This is a genomic window from Banduia mediterranea (assembly GCF_031846245.1).
GTDB classification, from domain to species: domain Bacteria; phylum Pseudomonadota; class Gammaproteobacteria; order Nevskiales; family Nevskiaceae; genus Banduia; species Banduia mediterranea.
This window is the reverse complement of the sequence record NZ_JAVRIC010000002.1, coordinates 63,156-80,498: the sequence shown is the minus strand read 5'-3', so window position 1 is coordinate 80,498 and position 17,343 is coordinate 63,156. Positions and strand designations below refer to the sequence as shown.

Annotated in this window: 23 protein-coding genes; 12 read left to right on the top strand and 11 right to left on the bottom strand. The window is 63.3% G+C overall.

The window, feature by feature from the left end; all coding sequences use genetic code 11:
- Positions 1 to 3: 3 nt before the first annotated feature.
- From RM530_RS01865 to RM530_RS01845, 5 genes are all read right to left on the bottom strand, one after another.
- A complete protein-coding gene (locus tag RM530_RS01865) occupies positions 4 to 1,548 on the bottom strand; it encodes a DUF1800 domain-containing protein (RefSeq protein WP_311363505.1) in 1,545 nt (514 codons plus the stop codon).
- 286 nt (positions 1,549 to 1,834) lie between these two features.
- A complete protein-coding gene (locus RM530_RS18910) occupies positions 1,835 to 1,990 on the bottom strand; it encodes a hypothetical protein (protein ID WP_311363504.1) in 156 nt (51 codons plus the stop codon).
- A 119-nt stretch (positions 1,991 to 2,109) separates the two neighbouring features.
- Complete coding sequence (locus tag RM530_RS01855) at positions 2,110 to 3,024, bottom strand: toll/interleukin-1 receptor domain-containing protein (protein ID WP_311363503.1); 915 nt, start codon at positions 3,022 to 3,024, stop codon at positions 2,110 to 2,112.
- The gene (locus RM530_RS01850) at positions 3,021 to 3,245 is read right to left on the bottom strand and encodes a hypothetical protein (RefSeq protein ID WP_311363502.1); all 225 of its coding nucleotides are present in this window, start codon (positions 3,243 to 3,245) and stop codon (positions 3,021 to 3,023) included. Before RM530_RS01850 ends, RM530_RS01855 begins: the two co-directional genes overlap by 4 nt.
- Positions 3,227 to 4,912, bottom strand: a complete 1,686-nt coding sequence (locus tag RM530_RS01845; RefSeq protein ID WP_311363501.1) for an AIPR family protein — start codon at positions 4,910 to 4,912, stop codon at positions 3,227 to 3,229. Before RM530_RS01845 ends, RM530_RS01850 begins: the two co-directional genes overlap by 19 nt.
- Before the next feature lie 226 nt (positions 4,913 to 5,138).
- Here RM530_RS01845 and RM530_RS01840 point away from each other — a divergent pair, with 226 nt between their 5' ends.
- The 10 genes from RM530_RS01840 to RM530_RS01795 all read left to right on the top strand — a co-directional run bounded on the left by RM530_RS01840 (position 5,139) and on the right by RM530_RS01795 (position 11,352).
- Positions 5,139 to 5,429: a phage integrase N-terminal SAM-like domain-containing protein gene (locus tag RM530_RS01840; protein ID WP_311363652.1), complete on the top strand. Its 291-nt coding sequence runs from the start codon at positions 5,139 to 5,141 to the stop codon at positions 5,427 to 5,429.
- 66 nt (positions 5,430 to 5,495) lie between these two features.
- The gene (gene rsmD, locus RM530_RS01835; RefSeq protein ID WP_311363500.1) at positions 5,496 to 6,056 is read left to right on the top strand and encodes a 16S rRNA (guanine(966)-N(2))-methyltransferase RsmD; all 561 of its coding nucleotides are present in this window, start codon (positions 5,496 to 5,498) and stop codon (positions 6,054 to 6,056) included.
- 4 nt (positions 6,057 to 6,060) lie between these two features.
- The gene (gene coaD, locus RM530_RS01830) at positions 6,061 to 6,555 is read left to right on the top strand and encodes a pantetheine-phosphate adenylyltransferase (RefSeq protein WP_311363499.1); all 495 of its coding nucleotides are present in this window, start codon (positions 6,061 to 6,063) and stop codon (positions 6,553 to 6,555) included.
- Positions 6,556 to 6,820: 265 nt separating this feature from the next.
- Entirely contained in the window at positions 6,821 to 7,084 is a 264-nt protein-coding gene (locus tag RM530_RS01825) for a YfhL family 4Fe-4S dicluster ferredoxin (protein ID WP_311363498.1), read from the top strand.
- Positions 7,081 to 8,847, top strand: coding sequence for a gamma-glutamyltransferase (ggt, locus tag RM530_RS01820; protein ID WP_311363497.1), 1,767 nt, complete (start codon positions 7,081 to 7,083; stop codon positions 8,845 to 8,847). The genes RM530_RS01825 and ggt overlap by 4 nt, the downstream gene beginning before the upstream one ends.
- Before the next feature lie 23 nt (positions 8,848 to 8,870).
- Positions 8,871 to 9,521, top strand: a complete 651-nt coding sequence (locus RM530_RS01815) for a MotA/TolQ/ExbB proton channel family protein (protein WP_311363496.1) — start codon at positions 8,871 to 8,873, stop codon at positions 9,519 to 9,521.
- Entirely contained in the window at positions 9,518 to 9,916 is a 399-nt protein-coding gene (locus RM530_RS01810; RefSeq protein ID WP_311363495.1) for an ExbD/TolR family protein, read from the top strand. The genes RM530_RS01815 and RM530_RS01810 overlap by 4 nt, the downstream gene beginning before the upstream one ends.
- Positions 9,913 to 10,335, top strand: a complete 423-nt coding sequence (locus RM530_RS01805) for an ExbD/TolR family protein (RefSeq protein ID WP_311363494.1) — start codon at positions 9,913 to 9,915, stop codon at positions 10,333 to 10,335. The genes RM530_RS01810 and RM530_RS01805 overlap by 4 nt, the downstream gene beginning before the upstream one ends.
- Positions 10,332 to 11,039: a TonB family protein gene (locus RM530_RS01800; protein ID WP_311363493.1), complete on the top strand. Its 708-nt coding sequence runs from the start codon at positions 10,332 to 10,334 to the stop codon at positions 11,037 to 11,039. The genes RM530_RS01805 and RM530_RS01800 overlap by 4 nt, the downstream gene beginning before the upstream one ends.
- 85 nt (positions 11,040 to 11,124) lie before the next feature.
- Positions 11,125 to 11,352 (top strand): hypothetical protein, encoded by a 228-nt coding sequence (locus tag RM530_RS01795; RefSeq protein WP_311363492.1) that lies wholly within the window; start codon positions 11,125 to 11,127, stop codon positions 11,350 to 11,352.
- On the opposite strand, the gene RM530_RS01790 is transcribed toward RM530_RS01795, so the two are convergent.
- The 4 genes from RM530_RS01790 to RM530_RS01775 form a co-directional block, all read right to left on the bottom strand.
- Positions 11,330 to 12,166 (bottom strand): NAD-dependent protein deacetylase, encoded by an 837-nt coding sequence (locus RM530_RS01790; RefSeq protein ID WP_349256153.1) that lies wholly within the window; start codon positions 12,164 to 12,166, stop codon positions 11,330 to 11,332. The two genes, RM530_RS01795 and RM530_RS01790, sit on opposite strands and share 23 nt — an antisense overlap.
- A gap of 29 nt (positions 12,167 to 12,195) precedes the next feature.
- Positions 12,196 to 13,293, bottom strand: a complete 1,098-nt coding sequence (locus tag RM530_RS01785) for an ATP-dependent 6-phosphofructokinase (protein ID WP_311363490.1) — start codon at positions 13,291 to 13,293, stop codon at positions 12,196 to 12,198.
- A 97-nt stretch (positions 13,294 to 13,390) separates the two neighbouring features.
- Entirely contained in the window at positions 13,391 to 13,918 is a 528-nt protein-coding gene (locus tag RM530_RS01780) for a DUF3016 domain-containing protein (protein ID WP_311363489.1), read from the bottom strand.
- Between the two features lie 86 nt (positions 13,919 to 14,004).
- Positions 14,005 to 14,520, bottom strand: a complete 516-nt coding sequence (locus RM530_RS01775) for a hypothetical protein (protein WP_311363488.1) — start codon at positions 14,518 to 14,520, stop codon at positions 14,005 to 14,007.
- A 209-nt stretch (positions 14,521 to 14,729) separates the two neighbouring features.
- Between RM530_RS01775 and RM530_RS01770 the strand changes: the two genes are divergently transcribed.
- Positions 14,730 to 14,978, top strand: a complete 249-nt coding sequence (locus RM530_RS01770) for a hypothetical protein (RefSeq protein ID WP_311363487.1) — start codon at positions 14,730 to 14,732, stop codon at positions 14,976 to 14,978.
- A 60-nt stretch (positions 14,979 to 15,038) separates the two neighbouring features.
- A complete protein-coding gene (locus tag RM530_RS01765; RefSeq protein WP_311363486.1) occupies positions 15,039 to 15,242 on the top strand; it encodes a SlyX family protein in 204 nt (67 codons plus the stop codon).
- Here the strand turns inward: RM530_RS01765 and RM530_RS01760 are convergent.
- Together RM530_RS01760 and sthA are read right to left on the bottom strand one after the other, a co-directional pair.
- The gene (locus RM530_RS01760) at positions 15,236 to 15,793 is read right to left on the bottom strand and encodes a DUF3016 domain-containing protein (protein ID WP_311363485.1); all 558 of its coding nucleotides are present in this window, start codon (positions 15,791 to 15,793) and stop codon (positions 15,236 to 15,238) included. The genes RM530_RS01765 and RM530_RS01760 overlap by 7 nt on opposite strands.
- Positions 15,794 to 15,869: 76 nt before the next feature.
- Positions 15,870 to 17,258, bottom strand: a complete 1,389-nt coding sequence (gene sthA, locus RM530_RS01755; RefSeq protein ID WP_311363484.1) for a Si-specific NAD(P)(+) transhydrogenase — start codon at positions 17,256 to 17,258, stop codon at positions 15,870 to 15,872.
- Between the last annotated feature and the right edge of the window lie 85 nt (positions 17,259 to 17,343).

The window sequence follows — 17,343 nt, the reverse complement described above, 5'->3', positions numbered from 1 at the left end:
ACCTCAGCGAAGCTGGAAATAGGCGGAGCTGACGAGCAGGGCTGCCGACACCGCGGTCAGCGCGCGCAGCGCCTCGGCGCCGAGCGAGATGTCGGCATCGACGCCGGCCTGCGCGCTCAGATAGTCGATCAGTCCTTGCCGGTCCTCATCGGCAAGCGGACGGAACAGCAGGTTCGCGGCCACGGCGTCGACCAGTTCGGCGATCGTGCCGGCCTCGGCGCTGAGCCGCGAAAGGTCGAACAGGTCCTGAAAATCCGGAATGCCCGGTACCAGCGCGATGCGCCAGCGGTTGAGCAGACCGCTGGTCGTCGCCCAATAGGCGGCGACGTCGGGATAGCCGTTCGGCAGCACCCAGTAGAACGGCACTTGGCCGAGCAACTGCAGCAGATAGAAATAGATGCTCCAGCGGTCGCCGGACGGAAAATCGTTGGGTGCATTCATCGCCCGCAGCATCTGACCGAGGAACTCGGTCGGGCGCAGGAACTTGGCGTCCCGCAGCTCGCTGAAGTCCGAGGCGGCGAACAGCGCACGCAGCATTGCGCTGATGTCGCCGTCCGTCGAAACATAAACGGCGGCGATGTCATCGACGAGGCCCGGTGGCGGCTGGTCGGCGACGAAACGCCGGCACAGCTTGCGGGCGATGAACTGCGCCGTCGACGGGTGCGCGGCCAGGATCTCGAGTACCTGCTCGCCATCGCTGATGCCGCCACCAGCGGCGATGGCATGGCCGAGTACGGTCTTGGGGCCGTCATCGTGCAGCGCCGCGACGAATTGAAAGCGCGCGGTGTTGCTGTTGATCGTCCAGCCGGTGAAGCAGCGTGCGACTTCCTTGACGTCCTGCTCGGTGTAGCCGCCGTCCACGCCGAGTGTATGCAGCTCCATCAACTCGCGCGCGTAGTTTTCCTGCGGGCTATCGACGAAGTTCAGGAAATTGTCGAGGTAGTAGACCATCGCCGGGCTTCTGGCGACCGCCAGCAGCAGTTCGCCGAAACGGCCCAGCGCGTTCGGGCGGATCACGTCGGCATCGTACGAAGGGTGAAAGATCGGCGCGACACCGTTGAGAATCTGGATGCTGAAATGCGTGTGCCAGAACTCGACCATGACCTCGTAGAGCTGGCGCGGCGAGAAATACGCGCGGAAGTAGGTCGCCGCCTCGATGTGCTGGACGATCGTGGTCTGATTGTCCGGATAGCCGGCGCGCAGCGCCGTCGGGCCGGCATTGGCCAAGGGAAAACGCAGCGCGACCTGGGTTTCGACCGCCAGATCGTCGAGCAGACCGGGATTGAGTTGCTGCTCGAAATAAGCCTCGATGCCGAGGCTTTGTATGTCGCTCAGCGATTCGGGCGTCACACCGAAGCTGGTGCGCTTGAGCCATTGCGACTCGGCGCTCGCGGCCGGCAAGGTGTCGGTGACCGGTGGCTCGTCGGGCGGCGAATCGCCGCCATTTCCGCCTCCACCGCCGCACCCCGCCAAGGCGCGAGCGAGCGCCGCGTAACCGAGGCCCCGTCCGCCGAAACGGAGAAAATCACGACGATCCATCGTCTCCATGCCGTCCCCCTCTGCCGATCCCGCCGTTCCACGCTAACCGATCTGTCCACGGAATAACGCCGATATTGCCCCCGGGCCGACGCCGGGCCGACGAACGGTAGATTCGCGGTCCTGCCCGGCGGCCACGAAACTGTCACCACCGGCGCACTACCAGAAAGGTCGGGGTCACCAAAGGTCGCACCAAGGTCGGGGTCACACCAAGGTCGGGGTCAGGTCTTGCGCCTTGACGCAGCCCGTCGATCCACACCTCGCGCGATCCGGCTTACCGTCGAGTAGTCGAATAGTGCTACTCGAAGTGCGCACCGATCTGCGGAAGTTGTCGGTGTCCGCTCTCGTAGGCGTCGCGATCTTCGTCATTGAGGAAGATAGCTTGACGGGCATTGCCGCGCGCCATCACATGATGGATCGCGCCGGGGAATTCGATACGCAGAGGGCGGGCCATGCCGGGAACGTAGCGAAGCCAAAGAAATTTGGCAAGGAACAAGACCTGACCCCGACGTCAACGTCTGACCCCGACGTCAACGTCGGAACAAGACCTGACCCCGACGTCCGCTTGGAACATTAGTGATTCACCAGAACTTCATAGGTGAAAGTCACATGCTCTGGGACATACTCTGCAGCGTTGACTTCACGCTGCACCTCATCAATGGCTATTACACATAGTGCTCCGTGTGGGTTTAGTAGGACTACTTTCTGCCCCACACTTGGCGTGACATCTCGTCCGGGCGTCAGAAAAGACTCCACATTGAGTGGATCAAAATTTTCACTGGTGATTAGCCCGACGGCCTTAAGGCCGCTGTCTATATAGACGTATACGCTATCGTCCGAACATCCACTGAAATCAATTTTGAATTCGTACTCCCCGTGACCGACCGTATAGTGAGCATGGTCGCCATGGCGAAAAGTTACACGTCCATCTAAAGCAGGACTCGCATAAAGAGCTGGATCGCGACGAGCGTCGACACGCTCAATTCGAGCGGCGCGTTTTCGAATCAAAGACAATGGGACTGCATGGGTTGTGTCTGCAGGCAACCCCTCAATCCACCGCCAGATTTGGTTGATCTGGACCGCCCCTGGAAATTCATTATTTTCAGGGCTGGCGTTAAAATCAAAACCCTTTGGATTGTGATCCTCAAGCCAAGTAGGCAACTTACGCTGAGAGTTCCTGACGAACACAACTGACAACCATGCGGCTGGCTTGCCCATAAATGCAGAGCTTATCCACTTATTTTCGATGCCAACTCCAGATTCAGGATTGTAATTCGCCCGCTCAACGTAATTCTCATCGACTATAAGCAGAACATGATTAGCGTCCGTAACCTCCTGCATGAAGCCACTCAAGCTTGATCCATAATCAACTGCTTCATCGATTTTTACATCATAGCCAATGAGATGAAGTTGGCTAGCAAGCAATCGGACCCACTCCCGATGAGCCACTGACGTCCAGGCGTACGAAATGAATAGATCGGCGCTCATGAATATTTTTCGAGCACTGGCATCCCCGGCACTTCGCTTTCAGGCGCGGTCGTATTTCGGCTTCGAATTACTAGCTGATCTTTCCTTGCCGCCCAACGCTTGAGCTCAGGGGCGTTTGATGCGGCGGCTGTTATTGCGGAAGCAAAAACAGGCGACGGGTCAAACGTCCACTGCAGCGATTTGTTGTGCACCAGACCACCGCCTATGGGTTTTTTGGCCAAGATTTCCACTCGCCGCTGAATGAGCTTGCGCGGTCGCGGGCAACTGCCTTCTGATACTGTGGAATTATTGACTTCGCCAAGTCCCGCACGGAGTTCGGGCTCTTCAGCTCGCGTTTGAAATCTAACGGATTGTCTTTTTCGTCTCGATCCTTCACTTCTGCGTTCAGGTCGATGATCAAGTCGCGGATAACTGTGCTTGCAGCCGCCTTCATACGGTCTAGGCTCCCAGGGGAGGTTAAATAGTCCCGGGGATCTTTGCATAACGCTTTGCCATCCGGATCTTCTTCAAGCGCGAGACGAAGCAAGTGCATCAAGAAGTATCGTGTTAGGCGGTAGCTGCTCAGCAATTTGTGGTCAATTTTTTCCAGATTGTCGAGCACCACATCGCCCAGCGCGCAAATAGCGTAAATTCGCTGCGCGTTTACCTCCGGCCGGGCGTAAATATCGCTATGTAATTCGTCGAGGATTTTGTAGCTCTGGTGGCACGTCCAAGGCTGCCCAAGATCAAACGCCAACATAAGCCTTCCAGCTTCATCGTTGTCTATGGTGATGACCGATCCGTCAGCCTCCCCACGCTTGATCCTGTAGGTGGCGGCCCCACCGAAAACGGCCTGAAATTCATTTTGAAGCCGACGCTGAATGGAACTGTTCGACTGCATATCACGGGCATTGATCGGATTCTGGTTGTTGCTATGATGGGTGATTTTTTCGCCCAAATCACTTCCAGCAGGAAGCTTGATCAACCTCGCCATGAGTCGAAGGTCATCCGTGATCTTGGCTTTATGCTCATATAGGCTCGTGAGGCTTTGGCAACCGTTAACTACGGAGTACCCGGACACTTCGATTTTGTCCCCGGTTCGCTTGAGTTCGTTGCAAAGGAGCGTTAGCCCGTTGTGGAACATGAGGAAATTCTTGTGTTCCCCTGCGTCGTCTACACTTCGGCCGATATCCTTATTTACTTTCGTGCGCCCAAGTGACCCTCTCACGTTCCAAGCGAATAGTTGGTTGTTTGCGATGCCATCCAGGCCGACCAATTCACTGGCCTTGAGCGGAGCAAACATTACTGTTGCGTCGCCAATAATGTGCTCAGATGATTCCTGCCCAAAGATGTCAAATTCGACCTTTGTGCCAACTGGCGTGGAAGGCCCAGCATGGATATACCCCGCGACCAGAGCGTCTTTGTCGAAGAGCTTGCAGTCATCACGGACCTTTAGGAACGTGGTCGCATTTCCGTCGGCGCTGATATTGGTTAGGAATACTCCTCGAACCGTGAACCCCTCAGCGACCTTTGTGGCAACGTTTTCAGCAGCAAGGACGTTTCGTAGCTCAACGTTGCTGGTTGACGCTGCAAGTGCATTTATTTGGTCTTCGGTTTGAAGCTGAGAAAGTGTGCCTATAAATTCTTTTAGCTGAGTATCCCCGAGAGTCTTGACCGGATTCTGCACGAGCTTGCACTGAAAAATATCTACGCATTCCAAATTTTCATCGACGTAAATGCCGTCGATGCCCTTGTCATCGAATCCGTCGCACACCGCGTCCGCAGCTTCGATTTCGTCCAAGCGATAGTAGTTCTTGAGAAACCACAGGAGAAACGCGTGAGATTCCGTTCGGCCGGGGATTAGCTCCGCCTTCAGTGCATCAAGAAGCTGGGGATAGTCGAAATCCATGGTTAATCCTCCCACCTATAATCTGGTGCACAACGCTTATTAGACATCAGGATGACGCCTAACCTGCCAATCAGACGTATAATCTGTACAGAATTTTTGTAAGTGACTGATGAGAAAGGGTATGTCATCAGAAAATACGTCTTTTCAAAGCATAGCCGCATTGGATTCAAGGCCTCCCAAGCTCTTGGAACAGGTCCGCTACCGTATACGCGCCAAGCACTAGAGCCTGCGAACGGAGGATACCTGTGTCCACTGGATTAAACGCTTCATCGTGTTTCACGGCAAGCGGCACCCGGCGAACATGGGTGCGGGGGAGGTGGAGGCGTTTTTGAGCCATCTGGCGGTGGATTTGAACGTGGCGGCAAATACCCAGAACCTGGCGCTTGCCTCGGTACTCTTTCTGTATCGCGATGTTCTCGACGTGGATTTGCCGTGGATGAGCGACGTCTCGCGCGCCAGGAAGCCGCAGCGTTTTCCGGTGGTCTTGAGCCGGTCAGAGGTGGAACGATCCGTTTGAAGAATTCCCCCACGCGGTTTCTAATGCCGGCTCTCGGCCGTTCCACCTTGCAAAAGCGCAGCCTCCATGAAACGACCCCAAGGCCAGCTCCGCATCATCGGCGGACAATGGCGTTCGCGCCGTGTCGAGTTTGATCCGGACGGCGGCGTGCGGCCTACGCCGGACCGCGTGCGGCAGACGCTGTTCGACTGGCTGGCGCCACTGATCAACGGTGCAAGCTGCCTTGACCTGTTCGCCGGTAGCGGTGCACTGGGCCTGGAGGCGCTCTCGCGCGGCGCGGATCGGGTGTGTTTCGTGGAGCGGGGCACAGCGCAATTGGCGACTCTGCGTGCGGCGACGCTGACGCTGGATGCCGGTGCACGGGCGCGGCTGATGGGCGGCGATGCGCTGGGCTTTCTGGCGCAGGACACCGAGCGCTACGACGTGGTGTTCGTCGATCCGCCCTATGAGGCGGCGCTGTTGCCGCAGGTGCTGGCGGCGCTGCCGGCGCATTTGAAGACCATGCATCGGGTCTATTGTGAATGGCGCGGCACGGCGTCGCCGGAATGGCCGCCGGGCTGGACAGTGCTCAAGGAAAAGCGGGCCGGTCAGGTAAGCTACGCACTGGTTTGCTACACGGGACAATAATCCGATGAGCGTCGTCGCTGCCTACAGTGGTACCTTCGATCCGGTGACCTACGGCCATACCGACATCATTCGTCGCGCGGCTGCAATGTTCCCGAATCTGATCGTCGCGGTGGGACTCAATCCGTCCAAGAATCCACGCTTCACGCTGGAGGAACGGATCGCGCTGGTGGAAGGCGTGATTCAGCACTTCGGTCTGACCAATGTCACGGTCCAGGGCTTTGATGGTCTGGTCGTGGACTTTGCGCGCACGCACGGCGTCACGGTGCTGGTGCGCGGCGTGCGCACGGTTGGGGACGTGGACTACGAAAAGCAGATGGCGGTGATGAATCGCGATCTCTACCCGGCCTTGGATACGGTGTTGCTGGCGCCTTCGCCGGAGTACGCGCACCTGTCGTCCTCGCTGGTGAGGGAACTGGCCGCGCTGGGCGCGCCGGTCGAAAAATTGGTGCCGGAGTCGGTGGTGCCCAAGTTGTTGGCTCGCATCGGCGTGGGCCACTGAGCGGTCGCGAGCCGCGCCGGTGGTCCTCCCATGAGAAGAATGCGGATATGACGTGTGAGCCGAACATGCGAGTGCTCCCTGCTCCCTCCGGGCGAGCGAAGCGAGGCCCCAAAGCGGCAGCGGTTGGGAATGAGGGCGCTCGGCGCTCATCAATGCGCCGAGTCTGCATGCGGCGGGCGCCCTTACCCCAACCGTCTCCCGGAGGGAGGGGGAGAAAGCCGTTCTTGGCGATAGCCGTAGCTATAAAGTGGGTGGGCTACTAGCCATGTCGCTGAAGATTACAGACGAATGCATCAACTGCGATGTCTGTGAGCCGGTGTGTCCGAATCAGGCGATCTACCAGGGCGAGGAGATCTACGAGATCGACCCCGGCCTTTGTACCGAATGCGTCGGACATTTCGACAAGCCGCAATGCCAGACAGTGTGCCCCGTCGCCTGCATTCCGCTGGACCCCGCTCACGCTGAAACCCAAGAACAACTGCTGGCCAAATACCGGCGCCTGACGGCGGCCGAGAAGGACACGGCTTGAACAATCCCTTTCGCGGCCTGCTGGTCGCGCTGCTGTTCCCGGTTCTGGCACTGGCGGCCGAGCCGCCTGCCGCCTCGTCCACTTCCGAAGCCAAACGGCCACCCGGCTACGCGGTGGCCAGCGCGCACCCGCTGGCGACCGACGCCGGGTTGGAGATACTGGCGCAGGGCGGCAATGCCTTCGACGCCGCGGTGGCCGTGAGCGCCGCGCTGGCGGTGGTCGAACCCACCGGTTCGGGGCTGGGCGGCGGCGGCTTCTGGATGATCCATCGCGAATTCGATGATCTGGATCTGGTCGTGGACGGGCGCGAAGTGGCGCCGATCTCCGCGACCGGCGACATGTACCTGGACCGCGACGGCGAGCCAGTGGCGGAGCTGTCGCGCAATGGTCCGCTGGCCTCCGGCATTCCCGGCGAGCCGGCAGCGCTGGTGCACATCGCGCGGGTGTTCGGGGAGCTGCCGCTGGCGCAATTGCTGGCGCCGGCGATCCGTCTGGCGCAGGACGGCTTTCCGGTCGACGAGAAGCTGGCCGGCGCGATCGTCGATCACCTGGCCCGATTCAGCCCGGCCGCGCTCGCGGTGTTCGTGCCGGACGGCAGCCCGCTGAAAGCCGGCGACCGGTTGGTGCAGTCCGATCTGGCGCAAACCCTGCGACGCTTCGCGCAGGGGGGGCGGGATGCCTTCTACGGCGGCGAAACCGGGGCGCGCATGCTCGCCGGCGTGCGGCGCGACGGCGGCATCTGGCAGCAGAAGGATCTGGAGGACTATCGCATCGTCGAGCGCAAGCCCATCGTGTTCCTGGCGGGGCCGTATCGCGTGACCGTGCCGCCGCTGCCTTCGGCGGGCGGTATCGCATTCCAGCAGGTATTCCAGATTCTCGGTCGCAAGCACTGGCCGCCGAACGATCCGGTGTTGGCGCGACACCAGATGATCGAGGCGATGCGTCGCGTTTACCGCGACCGTGCGGCCTGGTTGGGTGATCCGGCCTTTGTCGAGGTTCCGCTCGAAAAGCTGCTGTCGCGCGACTACACCGATGCGCTGGCGGACAGTATCGACCTTGCTCGGGCCACGCCCAGCATCGAACTGGAGTCGCCGAACGAAACCTTGCGCGAAGGCGACACCACCAGCCATCTGTCGATCATCGATGCCGAAGGCAACCGCGTGTCGGCCACGCTGTCGATCAACCTGGGGTTCGGTTCAGGCTACATGGCGCCGGGCACCGGGTATTTCCTGAACAACGAGATGGACGATTTTTCGGCCAAGCCGCTGGCGCCGAACGCTTACGGGCTGATCGGCACCAAGGCCAATGTGATCGCGCCGCACAAGCGCATGCTGTCGAGCATGACGCCGCTGATGATCGAGGGGCCGGACGGCGTGGCGGTGCTCGGCACACCGGGCGGCAGCCGCATCATCAGCATGACTCTGCTGGCCTCCCTGGCGTACATCTATGGTTATGCGCCGCAGGACATCGTCAAGCTGGGCCGCTATCACCATCAGTTCGTGCCGGACACGGTGGTCTACGAACCCGGCGCGTTCTCGCAGGCCGAGATCGACGGCCTGCGCAAGCTGGGTCATCAGCTCAGCGAGTCCGCGCGGTATTACGGCAATATGCAGATCGTGGTCTGGGACCGGAAAGCGCGCACGCTGAGCGCGGTCTCGGACCCGCGTGGCATCGGTGCCGGTCGCGTGGTGATGCAGGCGCCGCCCAACACGCAGGCTGGCGGTCAGGGGCGCATGATCGCAGCCGACCGCCAGGCAAACTAGGCAGATCAAGGGAGATTCACCGCATGCTGTCCCAAGCCCTGGAATGGCTCAAGCTCGGCGGCCCGGCGATGCTGGTGCTGGTGCTGATGTCGATCGCCGCGATGACCCTGACCATCGTCAAGGTCTGGGAGTTCTTCGAACACCGCTACGGCGACGAGCGTTTCGTCGAACCGCTGCTGTCCGCCTGGCGCAGCGGTGGCGCCGAGGCGCAGATTGCTGCGCTGCGCACGCATCCCTCGCCGCTGGCGCAGCTGATGATCGAAGCCATCGACGGCCTGCGCCGCTACGGACCGAGCGAGGCGCTGCGCGAGCAGATCGCGCAGCAGGCGGCCGACCGTCTGGCCTCGGCGCGGACCCTGCTGCGGCCGCTGGAAGTGATCGGCCAGCTGGCGCCGCTGGTGGGCCTGCTCGGCACCGTGCTCGGCATGATCGAGGCGTTCCAGCGACTCCAGGCCGCCGGTGACCGGGTCGACCCGGCGATCCTGTCCGGCGGCATCTGGGAAGCCCTGCTGACGACAGCCGCCGGGCTGATCGTGGCGATCCCGACCATCGCGGTGCTGAACTGGCTGGAGCGGCGTGTGGAGCGCCTGCATCAGGCCATGGAAAGCGCGCTGACGCGCCTGTTCGCGCGGCCTCAGGCGGACCTCGACGTGACGCGCAAGCCCGGCGCATGAACGGCTCGACCGTCCGAGCGCGCATCGTATTGCCGCCCCGGCGTCGGCACGCGATTCCGTTGACCTCGCTGGTCGACGTGGTCTTCATCCTGCTGTTCTTCTTCATGCTCGCCTCCAGCTATCTCGACTGGCGGGCATTTCCGATGAGTCTGGCCGGCGACAGCGGCGATGCCGCGGCGCCGGTCGGCCATACGCTGACGATTGCCCGTGACGGCGCCCTGCTCGATGGCGAGATCGTGAACGCCGAGCAGTTGCGCGAGCGCCTGCGCGGCCGCGCCGCGCCGGTGGTGGTCGTACCCGAAGGCGGCGTGCCCTTGCAGTCGCTGGTGGAATGGCTGGATCGGCTCAAGCTGTGGGGCGTGAACGCCTCGCTGGCGCGGCCCGCGGCCTCATGAAGATTGTGTTGCCGAGCACGCGGCGCGCCGGTTCCGGTCTGGATGACGAACGCCTGTTGCCGCTGATCAATGTGGTGTTCCTGCTGCTGGTGTTCTTCATGCTGGCGGGTGCGCTGTCCTCACCGGCGGCGTTTCGCGTCGACCCACCGAAATCCTCGGAGGCCGGCAGTGCCGATGCGGGCGCTTCGGCCTTGTTGTTCGGCCGAGACGGGAAACTCGCCTTCGGCGCCGAGGTGGTGGCGATCGAGCAGTTGCAGGAGTTCAGCCGGCGCTGGCGCGCCATGCATCCCGGCGAGGCGCTGGCGATCAAGGCCGACGCTGAGGCCGACGCCGCGCAGGTGCTGCGGCTGCTCGATGCGCTGCGCGCCACCGGAATCGATCGTGTGGTGCTGATGACCACGCGCGCTCCATCGAAATGAGCCCGCGGCTCAGCTTCGCGCTGCTGTGGGCGCTGATGCTGCACTTGTCGCTGGTGTTGTTCCTGGTCGCCGCGCCGGACCCGCGTCCGCAGGGCGCGGAAGGGCAAGGCGCCGGGGTCGAGCTGCAGTTGGGCGAGGTGGCGCCGGCGTCGGCCGAAGCGCCGCCAACGCCGGTGCCGGAGCCGCCCTCACGCGAGCCGGTACGGGATCCCGAAACACCGCAACCGGTCAAGTCCGAGCCCACGCCGGTTCCGGTCGCACCGCTGGCGGTTGAACAGTCAAAGCCGAAGACTGTAGTCGAGGCACCGTCGCGGCCGAAACCGAAACCCGAAGTGCCGCAACCGCAGCCCAGGGCCGAGCCGGTGCCGGCCACCGCGGCGATCAAACCGCCACCGCAGACGGTTGCGCCACCGACGCAGGCCCCGTCGCGCGCGCCCGGCGGCAATGGCGGCGACCGCTATCTGGCGCAGTTGCGCTCGCATCTCGCAGGTTATCGCCCGGCCTACACCGCGCACTACGGCGTCGCACAAGTCCGCTTCCGTATTGCCGCGAGCGGTGCCGTAAGCGGCGTGCGCGTGGTCGAAAGTGATGGCGGCGAAGCGCTCGCGGGCGAGGCCCTGGCTCTGATTCTGCGCGCCGCGCCCATGCCGGTACCGCCGAACGGGCGCCCGCTGGAGCTGGTCGTGCCGATTGAATTCCGGTGATTGCCTTGACCGTGAGCGAGACAGGCCGGCAGGGGCGCGGCCGTGCAGCCGCAGACTTGCCGTCTGTCTGTTCGATGAGCGGTTCATGTGTGCTAACGCTTTGCTGGCGCTGGGCCTCGCGGGGCGCGGTCTGGGCTGCGCCGCCGGTCTGCCGAATTCTTCCGTGGAGGCCGCCACGGCTGCGGGCATTCCGGCGCAGCTGGTGGCGGTGCCGCAGTCCGGGCACTTCGAACTGCTGGTGCCGGGCTCTGTGGCCTGGCCGGCGGTGCGTGAGGCGATTGCCGCGGCGTTCAGGAGCTCAGCAGCGCGCTGAGCATGGGCAGGACCAGATCGCAGGCCGCTACGGCTTTCAGGCTCAGCAGGGAATCGGCGCGCGTCACGCCGAGGTTGATCGCGGCGATCGGGAGGCCATGCCTGGCCGCCGCGACGGCGAAGCGATAGCCCGAATAGACCATCAGTGAGGAGCCCACGACGAGCAGCGCATCGGCCGCCACGAGCGCGGACATGGCCTCGTCGACGCGCGATTTCGGCACGTTCTCGCCGAAGAACACCACATCCGGTTTGATCAGCCCGCCGCAGCGTGGGCAGTCCGGCACCCCGAACGTCGAGAAGTCGAGTTCGTCGAGATCGGCATCGCCGTCCGGGGCGTAGTCGGCGCTCAGCCCGAGCCAGTCCGGATTGCGCTCGATCAGTGTTTGTTGATACGCCTCGCGCGCCTCGCGCAGCCCGCAGCTCAGGCAGATCACCTCGTCGAGCCGTCCGTGCAGGTCGATGACCTCGCGGCTGCCGGCCTTCTGGTGCAGCCGGTCCACGTTCTGGGTCAACAGGCGCGCGATCCGGCCCTGAGTCTGCAAGGCCGTCAAGGCGTGATGCGCGGTATTGGCCTGGACGTGACCGAAATACGGCCAGCCGACGAAGCTGCGCGCCCAGTAGCGCGCCCGTGTCAGCGCGCTGTCCCGAAAAGCCTGGATGGTGACCGGTGGTTTGCGCTTCCAGGCGCCGCCGGCATCGCGATAGTCGGGGATGCCGGAGGCGGTGCTGCAACCGGCGCCCGTGAGCACGAACAGCCGCGGGTGGTCGAGCACGAAGCTCTGCAAGGCCGCCAGTTCCCGAAGCGGCTTGTCCAGAGAAACGGTTGCGGCAGCGGTGACGGACATCAGCCTGCGGCCTCGGTATCGCCGATGTAGATGCCGAGGCCGTGCGCCGTGGTGGCCAGCGTGCCGTTCGGGTCCAGCGGCCGCGCGCCGATGGTGACTTCGGACAGGGGTACGTCGACCACGCTGAGATTGCGCCAGGCGACCATGCGGTCCAGCTGGCCGCGCATCACCAGGTCGACGGCATGCACGCCGAAGGCCGAGGCCAGCAGTCGGTCCTGCGGCGAGGGCGAACCGCCGCGCTGCACATGGCCGAGGATCGTGACCCGGGTTTCGGTGTGCGTGGTGTCGGCGATGCGTTCGCCCAACCAGTGCCCGATGCCGCCGTAGCGCGTACTTGCGGGCAAATGGACGACCGTACCGTCGTCACGCTTCACGCCTTCGGCGACGACCACCAGAGCGTGCGTGCGACCGCGGTCAAGGACCTTGCGGATCGCGGTGGCCACGCCGTCCATCGAGTACGGGATCTCGGGGACCAGCACCACGTCGGCGCCGCCGGCGATGCCGCCCTGCATCGCGATATAGCCGGCGTCGCGCCCCATGACTTCCACGATCATCACGCGATGATGGCTCGCGGCGGTCGGTTGCAGACGGTCCATGGCGTCGGTGACGACGCCGACCGCGGTGGCGTGGCCGATCGAGAAATCGGTGCCGTGGACGTCGTTGTCGATGGTCTTGGGCACGCCCACCATGCCCACGCCCACGGCGTGACACAGCCGCGACACGATGCTCATCGAGCCGTCGCCACCGATCACCACCAGCGCGTCCAGGCCCAGCTCGCGCACGCCGTCGCCGAAGTCCTGCGAACGGTCGCGCACGCTGCCGTCGGCCATCGGAAACCGGAAAGGATCGCCCTTGTTGGTGGTGCCGAGCACCGTGCCACCTTCACGGAAGATGCGGCCATCAAAGGTGCTGGGTGCGAGTTCGACGTAACGCAGCGGTCGCTCCATCAGGCCCAGAGTGCCGTCAAGAATGCCGTAGACCTGCAGGCCGTAATGATTGACCGCGCGAGCGGTCACGGCGCGGATCACGGCATTGAGACCGGCGCAGTCGCCGCCGGAGGTCAGTACACCGATTCTGCCAATTTGGGCTAGGGCCATTGCGCGATAGGCTGTGTTGCCGATGAGGGGCGACTACGTTACCAGCCCAGCCAAAGGATGGGGCCCCCAAAGGATGGCGCCCCCAAAGGATGGGGTCCTATAACGGCTGGCCGAGCAGACTCACCAGCCAGCGTTCGAACAGCCCCGTGACAGGGTCCAGAGATCCGGTTTCGGACAGGACCGCCGCCTGGGCTGCCCAGTCCGGGTCGCTCAGGTTCTCGTTGCCGTGCGCGATCACCGTGTCGTTCTCGATCAGGGCATATTGCACACTGATGCGCGGTGGCGTGTCGGGGCGGTAGATCCGCAGTTGCTGCGGCGTGGCCAGCCAGCGGCCGTCCTTCATGCCGAGCAGTTCCATGCGCCCGGCGAGATCGACGTTGGTGATCGCTACCGCCAGTTTCTGGCCATCGCGCAGCCTTGCCGACATCACCGCCATCAGCCGTTCGCGCAGCTCGGCCATCAGCGCCGGATCGGTTTCGCCGATGGTGCCGGTGGGGGCCACGAGGTCGGTGAAATGCTCGGGCTCCGAGAAACTCAGTTCAGCAACGCCCTGGGCCGCCGCCGGGGCGGACAGCGCTGCGCACAGCAGGCCTGCGAAAACGCGCACAAACCGCATCGCCCGCATCGGATGCTCCGCATGGTAGAGACGGGCCGCCGCAGTCTGCGTGAGCGCTGCTTCCGGGCGCCTGCATGTTCCGTCTTGCTGATCGGTCACGATTCGTCGTCCTGGGTTTCGCGTTCAACGCGGCGCGACGGAGCGTATCCCAGTCTCGTTGCCTGCGCGTAGCCGTGCAGGGCGCCGCGTACGCCGCGCAGTCCGTAGCCCATCAGCACGGCGATGCCGCTGAGTATGCACAGCGGCACGCCCGCGACGGCCATCCAGAACAGTCGCGCATGGCGGCTGCCGCGCCAGGCGGAGGCCGAGGGTTGGGCCGGGTACAGCTCGGCGATGCTGTCGCGGCCCGGCAGGCGGCGCAGCCAGGCGCGTTCGCCGACGGCCTCGTCGCGGCCGACGGCCTCGACCCAGCGCGGGCGGCCGTCGACTTCGACCCGATAGCGCTGGGTTTTGGTTCCCAGCGCGTCCTTGTCCACGCGGCGTTCCAGCACCTCCACGGATTCGACCACGCCGTTGCGATTCAGATCGCGCAGATCCTGATAGGCGCGCCACGCCACAAAGGCGCTGAGCAGCCCCAGCAGCAGCCCCATGATCGCGACGGCTCGTCTCATTCTTGTCCTGTTGGTGAACCTGTATTCCGCACCGGCGGATGCGAGTGTACGTGAGTGTACGGCGCTTGTGACCGGTCGTCCGCGGACGCTGCCCGCGAATTGGAGTGATAAGTTTTATATATAAAAATCAATTAGTTGAAATAAATTCTGGGCTGGCACGCTGCTCGCAGTCAAGGTCTTGCCCGGATCGAACACAAGGAGGGGCCGCAATGAAACAGACCATGATCAAATCGTTATTCCTGCTGGCGCTGTGTGGCGCGGCGATGTCGCCGGCACAGGCAGCGGAATCCACCGGTGTGCGCATGGCGACCGGCGTGGGTCAGTGGATCGCGGCGCAGGGCAATGCGGCGCTGCGCGAGATCGAGGACGAACTCAAGCGTGATCTCGCCGATCGCCTGCATCCGGCGTGGCTGCCGTCCCGGGACGATGAGCGTTCGGACGAACAGCCTGCGCGCTGAGGCGTGCGGTCTGGGACAATACAGCGCTGTTGTCTCACTCATTGGATGTGCCCACGCCGAATGAACGACGAACGACTGATCGAGCTTGAAACGCGACTGAGCTATCTCGACGACACCGTTCAGGTGCTCAACGAAGTGATCACGGCGCAGAATGCACGCATCGACAAGCTCGAAGCCTGGTGTCGGGCGCTGGCCGAACGGGCGCGGCGCCAGGATGACAGCGGCGGTGCGGCCACCGGCGACGAGCGCCCGCCGCACTATTGAGGCTCAGTTGCCGACGCGGTGGCCTCGGACCTGGCTTCGAAGTGTTTGCGGAACCAGCGGTCGATCATTTGCGTGTCGTGGTGCAGGGGGTCGCTCGAGCGCGACACGCTCGAATGCATCAGGTAGCTCATGTCCGAGAGCTTGGCTTCGCCGGAGTCGACGATCTCCTCACCTTGTTTGACGACGTAGTTGAATTCCATGCGCGGCCAGGTCGACTCGCGTAACAGCCGCACGTCTTCGTAACCCGGTGTGTGACCCGGCTCGAAGCGGCCGGCGAGATCGATGTCCGTCACCTCGATTTCCATCGTCTGACCCTCGGCCAGGTACTTGGCGCCCTGCTCCTGAAAATGCGCGGTCAGCCGGCGCATCACCGATTCGGTGGCGCGCGGTGAGTAAAGCCCGCGGTCGGAGGCGTCGGTGAATTTTTCCGGATTCTTGTAGCTGACGGCAACGATGGCGGTGGGGGCGGCGTCCTCGGCCCAGACGGGGCCGCCTGGCACCAGGGACCCGATCAGCGCCATGCCGATCCAGGCGGTGGAAAGTCTGAACATTGCGAGCCTCCTTAGCCAGCAGTGGGAGTGGGGCTCCCGGAATCCTACTGTAACCTTGTCGCAATGCCGCGGTTGACTATGCCAGTCGATTGAGTCCGTTGTGCGCGGCCACGCGGTAGGCCTCGGCCATCGTCGGGTAGTTGAAGGTGGTGTCGATGAAATATTCGAGGCTGTTCGACGGCTGCGCCATTACCGTCTGGCCGATATGCACGATCTCCGAGGCGCGGTCGCCGAAGCAATGCACGCCGAGCACTTCCAGGGTCTCGGCATGGAACAGGATCTTGAGCAGGCCGGCGGTTTCCTCGGTCATCTGTGCACGCGCGAGCTGGCGGAAGTTGGCTTGGCCGACCTCATAGGGAACCTGGTCACGCTGCAGTTCGGCCTCGGTGCGGCCCACCGAGCTGATCTCGGGAATCGTATAGATGCCGTTGGGCATCAGCTCGAAGCGGTGCGGCGGCAGCTGCGGGTCGAGAATGTGCGAGACGGCATAGCGGCCTTGCACATAGGCGGCGCTCGCCAGCGCCGGCGGCCCCGCGACATCGCCCACGGCATAGATGTGGGCCTGCCCGGTCTGGTAGTGGCCGTTGACCTTGAGTTGTCCGCGCGAATCCGGATTCAGACCCAGCGCCTCCAGTCCCATGTCCTGGGAATTGCCGGTGCGGCCGTTGGCCCACAGCAGCAGGTCGGATTTGATGCGCCGCCCGGAACTCAGATGCAGCACCACGTCGTTCTCGCGGGGCTCCACGCCTTGCATGGTTTCGTTGTGGCGGATGATGCAGCCCTGCTGGCGCAGGTGATAGGACAGCGCTTCGGTGATTTCGCCGTCGAGGAATGACATCAGCCGGTCCTGCGTATTCACCAAGGTGACTTTGGCGCCAAGATTGACGAAGATCGAGGCATATTCGCTGCCGATAACGCCAGCGCCATAGATCGTGACCGAGAATGGATTTTCGTCATAGCGCAGCACGGTGTCGCTGTCGACCACGCGCGGATGCGAGAAATCCAGCTCCGGCGGATGGTAGGGGCGCGAGCCGGTGGCGATGATGAAGTGGTCGGCGGTGATGCGCTGGCTGCTGGACTTGGCGCTCACCTCGACAGTATTCGCATCGAGGAAGCGCGCGCTGCCGCGCAGCAGCGGTACGTTGTTGCGCTGGTAGTAGCGCTGGCGGTGAGCCACCTGGGTGGCGACGACACGGCCGGCGCTGGACAGCAATTGCGGAAAGGTCAGGCGCAGATCCGCCATCGCTGGTCCCAGGAACGGGTTCAGGCGCGCATCGTGCAGGGTCTTGACGGCGTGACGCAGGGCCTTGCTGGGGATCGTGCCCCAGTGCGTGCAGCCGCCGCCGACGTCGTGATAGCGCTCCACCAGAGCGACGCGCTTGTGGTTCTTGGAGGCCATCATGGCGGCGCCTTCACCGGCCGGGCCGCTACCGATGACGAGGACTTCGTAGTGCTGTGTGGACATGATCTCCTGGGTGCCCACGCATCATCGGCAGGCTCGGCAACGGGAATGCCGCGAATGATACCGGGCGCATGCCTCGGCTGGGCCT